Raw genomic sequence first — 14,222 nt, 5'->3', positions numbered from 1 at the left:
GTTCGTTCTATGCATTTACAGGTTCTTCTACATAAGAAAGGGCATTTTCAAAATCGGATATTAAATCGTCAACATTTTCAAGGCCGACGGATAACCGAAGTAATGAATTAGAAATCCCTCTTTCATCACGAGCTTCTTGCGACAGTGCTGCATGTGACATTTTAGCTGGGTAGGAAAGAATCGATTCGACAGCTCCTAAACTAACTGCAAAGACAGGTAATTTTACTTTTGATAAAAATTGGCGGAGTGCGTCTTCTGATTGTAAAGTGAAAGATAGGACAGCTCCGGCTGATGTAGCTTGAGATTGTTGAATATCAAATCCAAGATATGTTTGTAAGCCAGGATAATAGACATTTTTAACTTTAGCGTGCTCTTGTAAATAATGTGCAATTTTATTGGCGTTTGCAGCTGAATGCTCAAGACGTACATGCAATGTTTTTAGACCGCGAAGTACGAGAGAACAATCTTGAGGACCTAAAATAGCGCCGAATGCATTTTGTAAAAATCCAAGTTTTTGAGCGAGTTCGGCATCTTTTACAACCGCTAATCCGGCAGTAACATCACTATGACCGGCAATGAATTTTGTGGCACTATGAAGAACGACATCGGCGCCAAGATCAAGTGGTTTCTGGAATAGTGGTGTCAAAAATGTATTATCAACAAAAGTAAGGGCGTCAATAGATTTTGCAAGTTTAGAAACAGCACGAATATCTGTCACTTTTAAAAGTGGATTAGAGGGTGTTTCCACATAAAAGAGTTTTGTGTTTGGCTTAATGTTTTGCTTTATTTCTTCTACATTTGTCATATCAACAAATGTATGTGACACACCGTAACGGGAGAGCACTTCAGTTATAATTCGGTAAGTTCCTCCGTATACGTCTTCTGAAATGAGTACGTGATCGCCTTGTGAAAGAAGGAGGAATGCAGTAGAAATCGCTGCAATTCCTGATGCGAAGGCAAATCCCTTTGTTCCTCCTTCTAATAAAGCAATGATATCTTCAAGAGCTTCACGAGTTGGATTACCAGAGCGACTATAGTCATATTTTCCGAACGTATCTACATCAAACTGGTGGAATGTTGATGTATTATAGATGGGAACGTTAACAGCTCCTGTTTGCGAGTCATGTTTATATTGGTTGTGCAGTAAGAGTGTATCTATAGAATAACTCATATTCTTACACCTTCTTTTACAAGTTTAATGGCTTGCTTTAAGTCTTGAATTAAATCGTTACTATTTTCAATGCCAACGGAAAATCGCAGAAGACGATTACATACACCGTTTGCTGTTCTGATTTCTTCAGGAATATCAGCGTGTGTTTGCGTTGCTGGATACGTCATTAAACTTTCAACACCACCAAGACTTTCAGCAAATGTAATTAAGGATAAAGATTGTAAGAATGGATTAATCCATGTTTCATCTTTCAGACGAAATGAGATCATGCCGCCTCTTCCAGGATAAAATACATCTGTCACCCCGTCTTCATCATTTAAATAAGCAACAACTGCTTTTGCATTTTCTTCATGTTGTCTCATGCGAAGCGCTAACGTTTTCATACCACGAATTAATAGCCATGAGTCAAATGGACTTAAGACCGCACCAGAGGCATTATGATAATGAGCGATTTCCTCACAAAGTTCCTTTCCTTTTGCAACGACAAGTCCGCTTAGGACATCGTTATGTCCCCCTAAATATTTCGTTGCGCTATGAAGTACAATGTCGGCACCTTCTGTTAATGGCTGCTGTATATAAGGCGTATAGAATGTGTTGTCTACAATAAGAAGGAGTCCGTGTCTTTTCGCTACAGTTGCGACAGCGGCAATATCAGTAACTTGCATTAACGGATTAGTTGGAGTTTCTATGAAAATAGCTTTCGTTTCAGTTGTGATAGCTTGCTCAATTTGTTTAATAGATTGTGTATTTACGTATCTACATCGAACATTCCACTTTTTTTCGTGCTCAGAAAATAATCGATAAGTGCCCCCGTATAAATCTTCAGATACAATAAGTTCGTCTCCGGAACGGAATAGGGAAAGGACGAGGAGAACAGCTGCCATCCCTGAACTACAGGCATAACCTTGTTCACCGTACTCTAAATCTGCGATTGCCTGCTCTAAAAGACCGCGAGTTGGATTGCCAGTTCGTGAATAGTCAAAGCCAGTAGAGTTACCAATTCCTTCGTGACGATAAGCAGTTGAAAAATAAACAGGTGGGTTAACAGTTCCTGTTGTAGTTTCGCTCCGGTTTCCGATTTGTGCTAGTTTTGTTTCAATAGTTGACATGTGAAAATTCCTCCTTTTTAAATTAACAATTAAGTGAATGTAAAATAAAAAAAGCCTTCTAAAGAAGAAGGCTTTCGGTTTGAATAGAGTCTTCTTCTCATCTGTCAAATCTTTCACAATTTGCTGGAATTAGCACCTTATTAACAAATGTTAATGGTTGCTGAGGCGTCAAAGGGCCAGTCCCTCTACCTCTCTAGATAAGAATGTTCGTATGAAATTTTATTATGTTTTTAACTTTACAACAAAAGATAATTGAATTGCAACTTTATTTTAAATAATTTTTATTTTTCCGCAAGTGTCATTGACTTTTGCATTTGTGCATGCTAAATTTATTAAAAAATTAACAAACATTGTTAAAAGGGGAACGTATTTCCTTTTAGCTACATAAATAAAATAATAAAGACAAACTCTTATTGAGAGCGGTGGAGGGAAAGGCCCTGTGAAACCCGGCAACCTTTAAACGAAATGTTTGAAACGGTGCTAATACCTGCAAAACGAATGTTTTGCATAATAAGAGGAGGAACGATTATGTCCCCCTCTTCAAAGTGAAGAGGGGTTTTTTTATATTGATAGAAATGAGGGAGATTTGTGAAATTACTAGATTTATTATCAAAAGGAATTGTAATAGGTGATGGTGCGGTTGGGACATTATTACATTCACATGGTTTGCAAAGTAGTTTTGAAGAATTGAATATATCTGATCCAGATTTAATTATATCGATTCATAAACAATATGTAGCTGCTGGGGCAGATGTGATTCAAACAAATACGTACGGAGCAAATGAAGCGAAATTACGTATGTATGGCTTAGAGAATCAAGTTGTTCAAATTAATAAAGCGGCAGTGAAGATTGCGAAAGCATCTGTTACAGATAGAAATGCAATTTTAGGGACAATTGGTGGTATGAAACATATCGGAGCTGTTACGACAACTGATATGGAGCGAGAATTTATGTTACTGGAACAGGCAAGTGCATTACTAGAAGAACAGGTTGATGGACTGCTATTAGAGACTTTCTATGATGAGTTTGAATTACTTCATGCTGTTCAGGTGTTACGAAAACAAACGAATATTCCAATTGTAGCTCAATTAGCGTTACATGAGGCAGGTACGACTCAAAATGGAAATGATGTAAATGAAATATTAAAACAGCTTTTAGATTACGGTGCAAATGTCGTTGGATTGAACTGTCAACTAGGACCACTTCACATGACGGAAGCTTTTAAAATGATATCGATTCCGCAAAATGGCTACTTGTCAGCATATCCGAATGCAGGTCTCCCAAATTATGTGGAGGGACGTTACGTATATGAGGGAAGTCCAGCTTATTTCGAAGCGATGACACCGAAATTTATTGAGCAAGGTATTCGGTTATTAGGTGGTTGTTGTGGCACGACTCCAGAACATATTGAAAGTATGAAACGTGCAATTGCAAATGTTACACCTGTAATAGAAAAGGATACGATTCAAAGACCGAAAGTAGTTCATACACACGAGAAACGTTCAAAAGCTCATGTCACATTAGCAGAGAAAGCAAAAAAACAAACGACAGTAGTAGTGGAATTAGATCCACCGAAAACGTTAGATACGCAGCGATTTTTTGAAGGCGCAAGAGCATTGAAAAGAGCTGGTGCAGATGCTATTACTCTAGCAGATAATTCATTAGCATCGCCTCGCATCTCGAATATGGCAATGGGGGCATTATTAACGAAGCACGATATTCCGGTATTGACGCATTTAACGTGTAGAGATCATAACGTCATTGGACTACAGTCTCATTTATTAGGCTTATCGGCGTTAGGTATGGAAGAAGTGTTAGCTTTAACTGGTGATCCAGCACGCGTTGGTGATTTTCCAGGTGCTACTTCTGTATATGATTTGTCCTCTATTGAGCTCATTAAAATGATTAAAGAAATGAACGACGGGCGCTCGATTTTAGGGAAATCAATTGGTCCAGCAACAAGGTTTTCAGTGGGAGGTGCGTTTAATCCGCATGTAAGACATTTAAAAGCAGCGGTTAAGCGAATGGAACGGAAAATAGATGCTGGAGCGGAATATTTCTTAACGCAGCCAATTTATGATATCGCGTTAATTGAAGAAGTGTATGAAGCGACAAAGTATTTGGAACAACCTATTTTTATTGGGATTATGCCATTAATAAGTAAAAGGAATGCAGATTTCCTTCATTTTGAGGTGCCGGGTATTACTCTACCTGAAGAAATAAGGGAGAGAATGGATGGACATGAAACGAAAGAGGCAGCAATTGAGGAAGGGATTCGCATTTCACAAGAATTGATCGATGCGGCGATGAAATATTTTAACGGCATTTATCTTATTACACCATTTCTAAAATATGAAATTACAGAACATCTTGTTAAATATGTGAGAGAAAAGCAAGAAGTGAAAGAAGGTATTAACTGATGAAATGTATAGAAGAAAAATTAAAAAATGACATCTTAATATTAGATGGTGCAATGGGAACAATGATCCAGCAAGAGGACTTAACTGCGGAAGATTTCGGAGGAGAAGAGTACGAAGGCTGTAATGAATATTTAGTAGAAACAAGGCCTGATGTCATTTTAAAGATTCATAAAGCTTATATTGAAGCTGGAGCGGATATTATTGAAACAAATACATTTGGGGCGACGAATATTGTATTAAGTGATTATGAGTTGTCTCATTTAGATGAGGAATTAAATGAGAAGGCAGCACGTTTAGCGAAGCAAGCGGTCAAAGCAAGCGGGAAGGAAGTATATGTTGCGGGAGCAATGGGGCCGACAACGAAAGCGATTAGTGTTACAGGTGGTGTGACGTTTGAAGAATTAATTGAAGCCTATACACGGCAGGCTAGAGGCTTATTGAATGGCGACGTAGATGTATTACTCGTTGAGACGAGTCAAGATATGCGTAACGTGAAGGCTGCTTATATTGGAATTCAAGCAGCTTTTGACGAGCTAAATATAATTGTACCTATTATGATTTCAGGAACGATTGAACCGATGGGAACGACTCTGGCTGGGCAAACAATTGAGGCTTTTTACTTATCAGTAGAACATATGAAGCCACTATCTGTTGGATTAAACTGTGCGACTGGTCCGGAGTTTATGAGAGACCATATTCGTTCACTATCTGATTTGTCGGAGTGTTACATTTCTTGTTATCCAAATGCAGGTCTTCCTGATGAAGATGGACATTATCATGAATCTCCATCTTCTCTCGCTGAAAAAGTGAAGCGATTTGCTGAAGAAGGATGGGTTAATATTATCGGTGGTTGTTGTGGCACAACACCAGAACATATAAAAGCAATGAAATCCGCGTTAGCTTCTCTTAAGCCGCGTGAACACCACGAAAGAGATGGACACGGGGTTAGTGGATTAGAGGCACTTCAATATGATGACTCTATGAGACCATTATTTGTTGGTGAAAGAACAAACGTTATTGGGTCACGTAAATTTAAACGATTAGTAGCAGAAGGGAAATTTGAAGAGGCTGCTGAAGTCGCAAGAGCGCAAGTGAAGAAAAATGCTCATATTATTGATATTTGTATGGCAGATCCTGATCGCGATGAAATAGAAGATATGGAAAACTTCTTGGCAGAAGTTACGAAAGTGTTAAAAGTACCGATTATGATTGATTCAACAGATGAAAATGTGATGGAGCGAGCTCTTACTTATATTCAAGGTAAAGCTGTTATTAACTCAATTAATTTAGAAGATGGAGAAGAACGATTTAAAAAAGTGACGCCGCTTCTTCAGAAATATGGTGCTGCTATTGTTGTAGGAACAATTGATGAAGATGGTATGGCGGTTAGTGCAGAACGAAAACTCGAAATCGCGAAAAGAAGTTATGAGTTATTGACGACGAAATATGGTATACGCCCGTCAGATATTATTTTTGATGCACTTGTATTTCCTGTAGGTACAGGTGATGAAGAATATATTGGTTCAGCGGCAGCGACGATAGAAGGAATTCGCCTTATTAAAGAAGCCTTGCCAGAGTGTTTAACGATTTTAGGTGTAAGTAACATATCTTTTGGTTTACCACCAGCTGGCCGAGAAGTATTAAATTCCGTCTTTTTATATCATGCAACGAAAGCAGGATTAGATTACGCAATTGTGAATACGGAAAAATTAGAACGGTATGCGTCAATTCCAGAGGAAGAAAAACGTCTTGCAGATGCATTACTTTTTGAAACGACGCAAGAGACGTTAGAAGAATTTACAAATTTCTATCGTGCGGCAAAAAAGAAAGATGTCGTTATCCAAGAAACATTAACTCTTGATGAAAGGCTGGCAAATTACATTGTAGAAGGTACGAAACAAGGGCTACAAGAAGATTTAAGTCTCGCACTTACAGAAGGAAGAAAACCTTTGGATATTATTAATGGCCCACTTATGACAGGAATGGATGAGGTGGGACGATTATTTAATAATAATGAGCTTATCGTTGCCGAAGTATTGCAAAGTGCTGAAAGTATGAAAGCTGCCGTAAGCTATTTAGAGCCATATATGGAATCTAGCGAGAGTGCGAAAAAAGGGAAAGTATTATTAGCAACTGTTAAAGGTGACGTACATGATATTGGGAAAAACCTCGTTGAAATTATTTTATCGAATAACGGATATGAGATTATTAATTTAGGAATCAATGTTCGCTCAGATCGAATTGTACAAGAAGTACAAGAAAAGAAGCCTGACATTATTGGCCTTTCTGGTTTATTAGTAAAATCAGCGCAACAAATGGTAACGACTGCTGAAGATTTAAAAGCGGCAAATATTGATATTCCAATCGTTGTAGGCGGGGCAGCGTTAACGAGAAAGTTTACAGATAACCGTATATCCCCATCATATACAGGGCTCGTATGCTATGCGAGTGATGCGATGACCGGGCTTGATATTATTAATAAGCTTCAAAAAGAAGAAGAGCGCGAGAAGATGAAACAAGATAAAAAAGAGCGTCATCTTCATATCGTAAAAAAAGAGGAGAAGAAAGTAGAAATTCCAGCAGTAATTGAACCATTACCGAAGGCTGAGGTTATGATACCTGATTCAACAAAGCGAATTGTATTACGAGATATTCCAGTTGCACATCTCGCTCCATTTTTAAATAGACAAATGCTACTTGGACATCACCTTGGATTAAAAGGAAATGTGAAGAAGCTTTTGCGAGAGGGAGATAAGAGAGCACACGAATTAAATGATTTAATAGATGAATTATTGCAGGAAGGACGATCTTGGTTAAAACCGAAAGCGGTGTATCAATTTTTCCCAGCGCAAAGTGACGGACAAAACATTGTAATATATGATCCAGAAGATCATACACGTGTTATAGAGCGTTTCACATTCCCAAGGCAAGGAAAAGCACCATATCGTACTTTAGGTGATTATTTACGACCAGTTGGAGATGAGATGGACTATGTTGCTTTCCTATCTGTTACGGTTGGAGAAGGCGTTCGGGACATTGCTGAAGAGTGGAAGGCGAAGGGGGATTATTTACGCAGTCATGCGATCCAATCGTTAGCGCTTGAACTAGCAGAAGGTCTTGCTGAAAAAACACATATGCTCATTCGTGATCGCTGGGGTATTCCAGATTCACCAGAACTGACGATGGAAGAACGTTTCCGTACGAAATATAGAGGGATACGAGTGTCTTTCGGTTATCCAGCATGTCCAGAACTTGCGGATCAAGAAAAGTTATTTCGCCTTATTCATCCAGAAGAAATAGGTATTTCATTAACAGAAGGATTTATGATGGAGCCAGAAGCATCTGTAACGGCTATGGTATTTTCTCACCCTGAGGCAAGATATTTTAGTGTATTATAGTGTAGAAGGGGGAGACGTATGAAGAAAATAGTCTTTACAGGTGGCGGTTCGGCAGGGCATGTAACACCTAATTTAGCCATCATTCCACATTTACAAGAACAGAATTGGGATATCTCGTATATTGGTTCTCATCAAGGGATTGAGAAAACGATTATAGAAAAGGAAGGCATTCCGTACTATAGTATTTCAAGTGGAAAGCTACGTCGTTATTTTGATTTAAAAAATATAAAAGATCCTTTTCTTGTAATGAAGGGTGTTATGGATGCGTATGTAAGGATTCGAAAACTAAAACCGGATGTGATTTTTTCAAAAGGTGGTTTCGTATCTGTACCAGTCGTAATTGGAGGCTGGCTAAATAGAGTCCCTGTTTTATTACATGAATCTGATATGACGCCAGGACTAGCAAACAAAATTGCGCTCCGTTTTGCTTCGAAAATATTTGTTACATTTGAAGAAGCTGCGAAACATTTACCGAAAGAAAAAGTAATCTATACAGGATCTCCTGTACGTGAAGAAGTGCTAAAGGGAAATCGTGAAAAAGGTTTAGTGTTTTTAGGTTTTTCACGTAAAAAGCCAGTTATTACAATTATGGGAGGAAGTTTGGGCGCAAAGAAAATTAATGAAACGGTTCGAGAAGCGTTACCAGAACTTCTGAAAAAATATCAAATTGTTCATCTTTGCGGAAAAGGTAATCTTGATGAAAGCTTACAAAATAAAGAAGGATATAAACAATTTGAATATATACATGGGGAACTGCCAGACATATTAGCGATAACAGATTTTGTTATTTCACGTGCGGGCTCTAATGCCATTTTTGAGTTTTTAACATTGCAAAAGCCGATGGTTTTAATTCCGCTATCGAAATTTGCAAGTCGTGGAGATCAAATACTAAATGCAGAGTCTTTTGAAAGACAAGGATATGCTTCCGTATTGTATGAAGAAGATGTGACTGTGAAATCACTTATAAAGCATGTCGAAGAATTAAATCAAAATAATGAGATGTATAAAACAGCACTAAAAAAATATAATGGAAAAGAAGCAATTCAAACAATCATTCAACATATTTCAGAGGCATGATGAAACAATCATGTCTTTTTTAGTAGGATGAAAGATTCCAAGGATTGATATTTTTATGTTACAATAACAAATGGATTAGTAGGGAAATTCCAATTAATGAAGCGTGAAAATACGAATGGATTAGGAGTGACTGTGTTGGAGCTAAGTCTCTATGAAAATACTGCACTTATTATATGCTTTGTGTTGTACGTTGGTAGTGTTATTGTTTATATTTCAAGGAAATTTTCGCAAGAAAGAGAGCTTGAAAAATCAGAAATAACAGCTGAACTAGAAATGTTAGCTGATGAAAGTTATAAAAAGAAGAAAATAAAAGAAGAGCATGAAGAATCCCATCATTTAAACGCAAATAAGTTTTAAAGATGGGGATTTTTTTTTGAAGTCGTTCTTTAGTTCTTTATTATGTTTATAGCAAGTAACGCTAAAAGGAGTTTCCCGTACATAATGAAGGAGTGTATATAAATGAATTTTTATGTCGCCTCAGGATTCCAAAATAAACATCTTGTACGTTCTATAGCAAATGAACTGAAACATGCAGGATGGCACCATACATATGATTGGACAAGAAACGAAAGAGCAGTGAATCAAGATCAATTAAGAGAAATTGGTCAGGCAGAAAAGAATGCTATTAAAGAAGCGGATGTCTTTTTACTTATATTAGATGGCGGAAACGGGAGCCATACAGAGTTTGGAATGGCGATTGCGCTAGAGAAAAAGATATATGTATATCATGAAAGAAACCCGCTTCAAACAACGTTCTATCATTTGCCAGAAATAAATATTTTTGAAGGAGATGCAACTGAATATGCATCTTATGTTATGAATCATGTGAAATAATAGTAACGACCTAAAAGGTTATAAAAGTGATCTTTTGGGAACAGTGATGATAAGAAACGTATATAAAGGAGTATATAATATGAAATTAGAAAATGGATGGGAAACGAGCTTTTTAGAAGTTGTACAAAATAGCGAATTTAAGAAAGGGGCCGTTCTTAGTCAATTGCTTTGTGAGGACAGTGAAGAAGTAGAAGAGCTTGTGGATGATTACGGATATGAAGAGATTATTGAACGCGAACATGATGATGAATTAGCAGAAGTTTTAGGTGAAGAACTTTTCGATGAGATGGAACGACACGTATTCTTATCTTCACAGCCAGAAGAAAAACTTATTTCATTCGTAAATGGATTAGGTTTTCATGTGTTAGATTGGATCGTTCTTCTTGAAACAGAATTTGGCATTGATAGTGTACACTTTACGTCGGACGCCGTGAAAATGTTAGAAAAACGCTTTAGACAATTTCCATACATAGAAGATAAGACAATTTTTGATATGACATTTGGAGAAGCAATGGATGTATTACAATCCATTACAGGATTACAACTGAAGGAAAAGATGAACGTATAATGTAAAAAAAGAACGTGATATCCTCACGTTCTTTTTTTACATTATAATAATTTTGTCATCTAGTTTTGTTTGTCCGCTAAGAAGTGCGTTTAAATATTCCACTTTTCTTATACAGGCCTGTATATGTCTTTCAACCTCTTGTAACTCTGCTTGGTGATGTGTTTCAATCGGATGAATTTGTACGTTGAATTTTTCAAATTGACTACTATATGTTATTTCTGCATAGCCGCTCATAATATCCATTTCGTTATGAAATAAAAATTGTTTCGTTTTGTCACAGAATGATACATTCTGAAAGCCATATACTTTTAATGCGTCAATTACTTTTTTAATCATTTTTGTATTCATTTTTTTAACCCTCTTTGCGAAGTTCTACTTATATATTATAACATAAAAAATTACATAGAAAGCGCTTCCAAGTGTATTTTATTATAAACTTTACGTTTCAATCACAAAAATGAAACAAAGAAAAAATAATTGTAAAGAAGGGAGGACTCTTTTATTGTTTCGTCATATATATAGAGAAATAGTGCAAGGAAAGGAAAATTTCCGAATTTGAGTTCGTATTTCAAATTTAAGCGCAATAAAAGAGGTGAGAGACTTGAACTTTGATATTGTAGGACAAAAAGCATATATAAAAGATGGACCGCATCGGAACCGAATTGGAATTGTAAAGAACAGCGAGACAAAATTAGAATCGCAGTTTGCTATTGTAATTGGAGAACAAATCATTGATGTAGAGCTAAAGGATATCGTGTTAGTTGGAGTAGACGTAGGACAATTTCATAAATGGTGCGAACAAAATGGTTATTTGTGAAAAGGACGGGCTGTGAGATAATGAAATATATTTGAGAAAAGAGAATATATTATTGTATTCTCTTTTTCTATGTGTAAGGAGACGGAAATGAAGTATAAAGAACGAGATTTTACATAGTGTTTGAGACAATATGTTATGCCTTATGTATAAAAGAAAAAGAGGAAGATGGAAAGAACTAAAAAAGGACGCTAACATTTTTGTTAGCGTCCTTTTTATTAAGAAGCAATTTTACCAGTTTTTGTATCATCTTGATTGTACGTATCTTGATCTAATTCACCAAGCCATTTACTAGAAATAAGGCCTGCTGTCATAGAACCACTTACGTTAAGAGCTGTACGACCCATATCAATTAATGGTTCAACTGAGATAACAAGAGCGACAATGCCGATCGGTAAGTTCATTGTAGATAGTACGATTAACGCTGCGAATGTTGCACCACCACCAACACCGGCAACACCGAATGAACTAATCGCAACGACAGCGATTAAAGTTAAAATAAATTGTGGTTGTAATGGATCGATTCCTACAGTTGGAGCGACCATCATTGCAAGCATTGCTGGATAAATACCTGCGCAACCGTTTTGTCCGATGGATACTCCGAATGATGCCGCAAAGTTTGCAATCCCTTCGGAAATACCAAGCTTTTCTTTTTGCGCTTCAATATTTAATGGCATTGCACCAGCACTAGAGCGAGATGTGAATGCAAATGTTAATACAGGGAACACCTTTTTTAAATATTGAATTGGATTTAAACCAGATAGAGCAATTAATAATAAGTGGATAACGAACATTACGATAAGTGCCACGTAAGACGCTAACACGAAGTTACCAAGTTTTAAAATAGCATTTATATCGCTACCAGCAACTGTTTTTGCCATAAGAGCTAATACGCCGTATGGAGTAAGGCGTAAAATTAGTGTTACCATACGCATTACAATTGCATATACAGCATCAACCATTTTCTTAAATAGCTCTGCTTGTTCTGGATATTTTCGTTTTACACCTATAAAGGCGATACCGATAAAGGCTGCAAATATTACAACAGAAATTGTTGATGTTGGACGAGCTCCTGTTAAATCAAGAAACGGATTTGTAGGTAACAGCTCTAATAATTTATCTGGAATTGTTGTTTTTTCAATAGAAGTAAATCTTTCTTCAACTAGCTTCAGACGAGCAGATTCTGCATCACCTTGTTGCAAGCCTGTTGCTGATACATCAAATCCTGCACTTGCAGCAATACCGACAGCTGCAGCGATTCCTGTAGTAAGAATTAAAATTCCGATAATAAGACCACTAATTTTACCAAGGTTTTTCGTTAACTGTAATTTTGTAAATGCGGAAATAATAGATACTAAAATAAGTGGCATAACGATCATTTGAAGTAATTTCACATAACCGCTACCGATTAATCCAAACCAAGTATTTGATTCAATAATTACTTTAGAAGTTGGCTCATAAATAAATTGTAATATAAGACCGAATATAATTCCGACTCCTAAAGCAGTAAATACACGTTTATTAAAAGATACATGCTTACGTTGCATATAATATAATACGCCAACTAAGATGATCATGACTGCAACGTTAATTCCGACAAGCAGTGTATTCATATTGATTCCCCCTAATTCCAATCTGTTATATAGAATATAAGGCAATAAAACCTATAAGTCAACTAGGGAATTGCGGAATTAAAAAAAAGATGGCAAAATGCCATCTTTAATGTCCAGCTCCAGGGACAAGTAAAAACGTCGTGTAGTATGTAAATCCTATGAAGAAAACAGTTAAATATGCCCCGAATACGTATATATACATACGCTCTGTTAAATTTAAATAGCTTAAAAGTACGAAGAAACCCGTTTGTCCTAAAAATAGTAGTGCAGCCTGTTGCATATCCCCTACGTAAAACATAACCGAGAAAATTCCAGTCCAAAAGCCGAGAACGCGAAACATGCGCTCCATGCCATCTCCCTCCTTTTCTAAAAAAAGTAAACCTCACCTCATTATAGTTCATTTTTCTTACTATTGTAAATATTCGTTCATATAAAAAGAAGCCAATTATAATTGGCTTCTTTTTATATGAGAAAATTAAATTGTTAGTTTGTAATTACAAGATTTACATCCATCTAGTAGACTATCATTTCGTGTTAATTCCGTGTTAGGGAATAGGATTTCAAAAATCCCTTTCATCATATCTCCGTGCATATTACAAATTTCAGTTGGGTGATGAACAGCAACTTCTTTAAATGGACAATTGTGTACATCGTAGAAAATTTTCGTTCCATCTGCACTTAATTCAAATGCAGGTGATAAACCAGCTGTTGAGAAAGCTTCTTTTGCAATTTGGACTTTTTGCTCTACTGTTAAAGCATCTTCATTCACATGTAAACGCTGCATATGTTGTTGCATTAACTCGGCCCCGAATTGTTTTCCTGTTTCGTATAGCGCTTTTTCACCAGCGGCGCCAAGGCTAAGTAAAGAATTAAATGCTATTCTTGCTAACAATTGATAATCGCGGAATGGAAATTGTAATTGAATCACATCTTCAGATAATACATATAATCTGCTTGGTCTTCCGCCTTTTCCAGTTTTTTTCGTTTCCGATTTCAGCATATGAACATCTTCTAATTTAGATAAATGTAAACGTGCTACGTTTGGATGAATCTCAAACTCATCTGCAATTTCTTGTACAGTTACGTAACTATGTTTTTGAGAAATATATTTATAAATGTAATAACGAGTTGGGTCAGATAATACGCCTGTAATTTTTAAAGCTTGTTCCATGAGGATCTCCACCTTTATCACTTTATCCAAGATAATAACATTATAA

Annotated in this window: 13 protein-coding genes and 2 riboswitches; of the genes, 7 read left to right on the top strand and 6 right to left on the bottom strand. The window is 36.6% G+C overall.

The genetic code is table 11. From position 1 onward, the window contains the following. Positions 1 to 7: 7 nt before the first annotated feature. Together metC and metI are read right to left on the bottom strand one after the other, a co-directional pair. On the bottom strand, positions 8 to 1,171 hold the full coding sequence (gene metC, locus CER22_RS02600) for a cystathionine beta-lyase (RefSeq protein ID WP_088608149.1): 1,164 nt from the start codon (positions 1,169 to 1,171) through the stop codon (positions 8 to 10). Then, complete coding sequence (metI, locus tag CER22_RS02595; RefSeq protein WP_000103901.1) at positions 1,168 to 2,280, bottom strand: cystathionine gamma-synthase/O-acetylhomoserine thiolyase; 1,113 nt, start codon at positions 2,278 to 2,280, stop codon at positions 1,168 to 1,170. Before metI ends, metC begins: the two co-directional genes overlap by 4 nt. Before the next feature lie 94 nt (positions 2,281 to 2,374). Next, positions 2,375 to 2,484: riboswitch (SAM riboswitch) on the bottom strand. A 203-nt stretch (positions 2,485 to 2,687) separates the two neighbouring features. Continuing rightward, a riboswitch (SAM riboswitch) is annotated at positions 2,688 to 2,797 on the top strand. A 71-nt stretch (positions 2,798 to 2,868) separates the two neighbouring features. On the opposite strand from metI, the gene CER22_RS02590 reads away from it, so the two are divergent. From CER22_RS02590 to CER22_RS02565, 6 genes are all read left to right on the top strand, one after another. Continuing rightward, entirely contained in the window at positions 2,869 to 4,701 is a 1,833-nt protein-coding gene (locus CER22_RS02590) for a bifunctional homocysteine S-methyltransferase/methylenetetrahydrofolate reductase (protein WP_088608148.1), read from the top strand. Continuing rightward, positions 4,701 to 8,099 (top strand): methionine synthase, encoded by a 3,399-nt coding sequence (gene metH / locus CER22_RS02585; protein ID WP_088608147.1) that lies wholly within the window; start codon positions 4,701 to 4,703, stop codon positions 8,097 to 8,099. Before CER22_RS02590 ends, metH begins: the two co-directional genes overlap by 1 nt. Before the next feature lie 18 nt (positions 8,100 to 8,117). Beyond that, positions 8,118 to 9,176 carry an undecaprenyldiphospho-muramoylpentapeptide beta-N-acetylglucosaminyltransferase gene (gene murG / locus CER22_RS02580; RefSeq protein WP_088064408.1) on the top strand — a complete coding sequence of 353 codons (1,059 nt, stop codon included), beginning with the start codon at positions 8,118 to 8,120 and terminating at the stop codon, positions 9,174 to 9,176. Positions 9,177 to 9,272: 96 nt separating this feature from the next. After that, positions 9,273 to 9,533, top strand: a complete 261-nt coding sequence (locus tag CER22_RS02575) for a DUF3966 domain-containing protein (protein ID WP_000817963.1) — start codon at positions 9,273 to 9,275, stop codon at positions 9,531 to 9,533. 102 nt (positions 9,534 to 9,635) lie between these two features. Continuing rightward, the gene (locus tag CER22_RS02570) at positions 9,636 to 10,010 is read left to right on the top strand and encodes a nucleoside 2-deoxyribosyltransferase (RefSeq protein WP_088123399.1); all 375 of its coding nucleotides are present in this window, start codon (positions 9,636 to 9,638) and stop codon (positions 10,008 to 10,010) included. A gap of 79 nt (positions 10,011 to 10,089) precedes the next feature. Next, positions 10,090 to 10,578 carry a hypothetical protein gene (locus CER22_RS02565; RefSeq protein WP_000764277.1) on the top strand — a complete coding sequence of 163 codons (489 nt, stop codon included), beginning with the start codon at positions 10,090 to 10,092 and terminating at the stop codon, positions 10,576 to 10,578. A 36-nt stretch (positions 10,579 to 10,614) separates the two neighbouring features. On the opposite strand, the gene CER22_RS02560 is transcribed toward CER22_RS02565, so the two are convergent. Next, on the bottom strand, positions 10,615 to 10,926 hold the full coding sequence (locus tag CER22_RS02560; RefSeq protein ID WP_001093232.1) for a hypothetical protein: 312 nt from the start codon (positions 10,924 to 10,926) through the stop codon (positions 10,615 to 10,617). A gap of 253 nt (positions 10,927 to 11,179) precedes the next feature. Here CER22_RS02560 and CER22_RS02555 point away from each other — a divergent pair, with 253 nt between their 5' ends. Beyond that, complete coding sequence (locus CER22_RS02555) at positions 11,180 to 11,395, top strand: DUF3912 family protein (RefSeq protein WP_001008334.1); 216 nt, start codon at positions 11,180 to 11,182, stop codon at positions 11,393 to 11,395. Positions 11,396 to 11,610: 215 nt separating this feature from the next. Here the strand turns inward: CER22_RS02555 and CER22_RS02550 are convergent, their stop codons facing one another. From CER22_RS02550 to CER22_RS02540, 3 genes are all read right to left on the bottom strand, one after another. Continuing rightward, a complete protein-coding gene (locus CER22_RS02550; protein WP_088608146.1) occupies positions 11,611 to 13,005 on the bottom strand; it encodes an L-cystine transporter in 1,395 nt (464 codons plus the stop codon). A 106-nt stretch (positions 13,006 to 13,111) separates the two neighbouring features. Next, on the bottom strand, positions 13,112 to 13,354 hold the full coding sequence (locus CER22_RS02545) for a DUF2626 domain-containing protein (protein WP_000440719.1): 243 nt from the start codon (positions 13,352 to 13,354) through the stop codon (positions 13,112 to 13,114). A 126-nt stretch (positions 13,355 to 13,480) separates the two neighbouring features. Then, on the bottom strand, positions 13,481 to 14,176 hold the full coding sequence (locus CER22_RS02540; RefSeq protein ID WP_075308029.1) for a helix-turn-helix transcriptional regulator: 696 nt from the start codon (positions 14,174 to 14,176) through the stop codon (positions 13,481 to 13,483). Positions 14,177 to 14,222: the final 46 nt, after the last annotated feature.

Source organism: Bacillus sp. K2I17 (genome assembly GCF_002209985.1).
GTDB classification, from domain to species: domain Bacteria; phylum Bacillota; class Bacilli; order Bacillales; family Bacillaceae_G; genus Bacillus_A; species Bacillus_A wiedmannii.
The sequence above is the reverse complement of the archived record's forward strand: the minus strand, read 5'-3'. Positions and strand labels throughout refer to the sequence as shown.

Excerpts from the sequence above, each read along its gene's own strand:
- metC (WP_088608149.1), bottom strand. The coding sequence starts at position 1,171 with ATGAGTTATTCTATAGATACACTCTTACTGCACAACCAATATAAACAT.
- metI (WP_000103901.1), bottom strand. The coding sequence starts at position 2,280 with ATGTCAACTATTGAAACAAAACTAGCACAAATCGGAAACCGGAGCGAA.
- metH (WP_088608147.1), top strand. The coding sequence starts at position 4,701 with ATGAAATGTATAGAAGAAAAATTAAAAAATGACATCTTAATATTAGAT.
- murG (WP_088064408.1), top strand. The coding sequence starts at position 8,118 with ATGAAGAAAATAGTCTTTACAGGTGGCGGTTCGGCAGGGCATGTAACA.
- CER22_RS02575 (WP_000817963.1), top strand. The coding sequence starts at position 9,273 with ATGAAGCGTGAAAATACGAATGGATTAGGAGTGACTGTGTTGGAGCTA.
- CER22_RS02570 (WP_088123399.1), top strand. The coding sequence starts at position 9,636 with ATGAATTTTTATGTCGCCTCAGGATTCCAAAATAAACATCTTGTACGT.
- CER22_RS02565 (WP_000764277.1), top strand. The coding sequence starts at position 10,090 with ATGAAATTAGAAAATGGATGGGAAACGAGCTTTTTAGAAGTTGTACAA.
- CER22_RS02560 (WP_001093232.1), bottom strand. The coding sequence starts at position 10,926 with ATGAATACAAAAATGATTAAAAAAGTAATTGACGCATTAAAAGTATAT.
- CER22_RS02550 (WP_088608146.1), bottom strand. The coding sequence starts at position 13,005 with ATGAATACACTGCTTGTCGGAATTAACGTTGCAGTCATGATCATCTTA.
- CER22_RS02545 (WP_000440719.1), bottom strand. The coding sequence starts at position 13,354 with ATGGAGCGCATGTTTCGCGTTCTCGGCTTTTGGACTGGAATTTTCTCG.
- CER22_RS02540 (WP_075308029.1), bottom strand. The coding sequence starts at position 14,176 with ATGGAACAAGCTTTAAAAATTACAGGCGTATTATCTGACCCAACTCGT.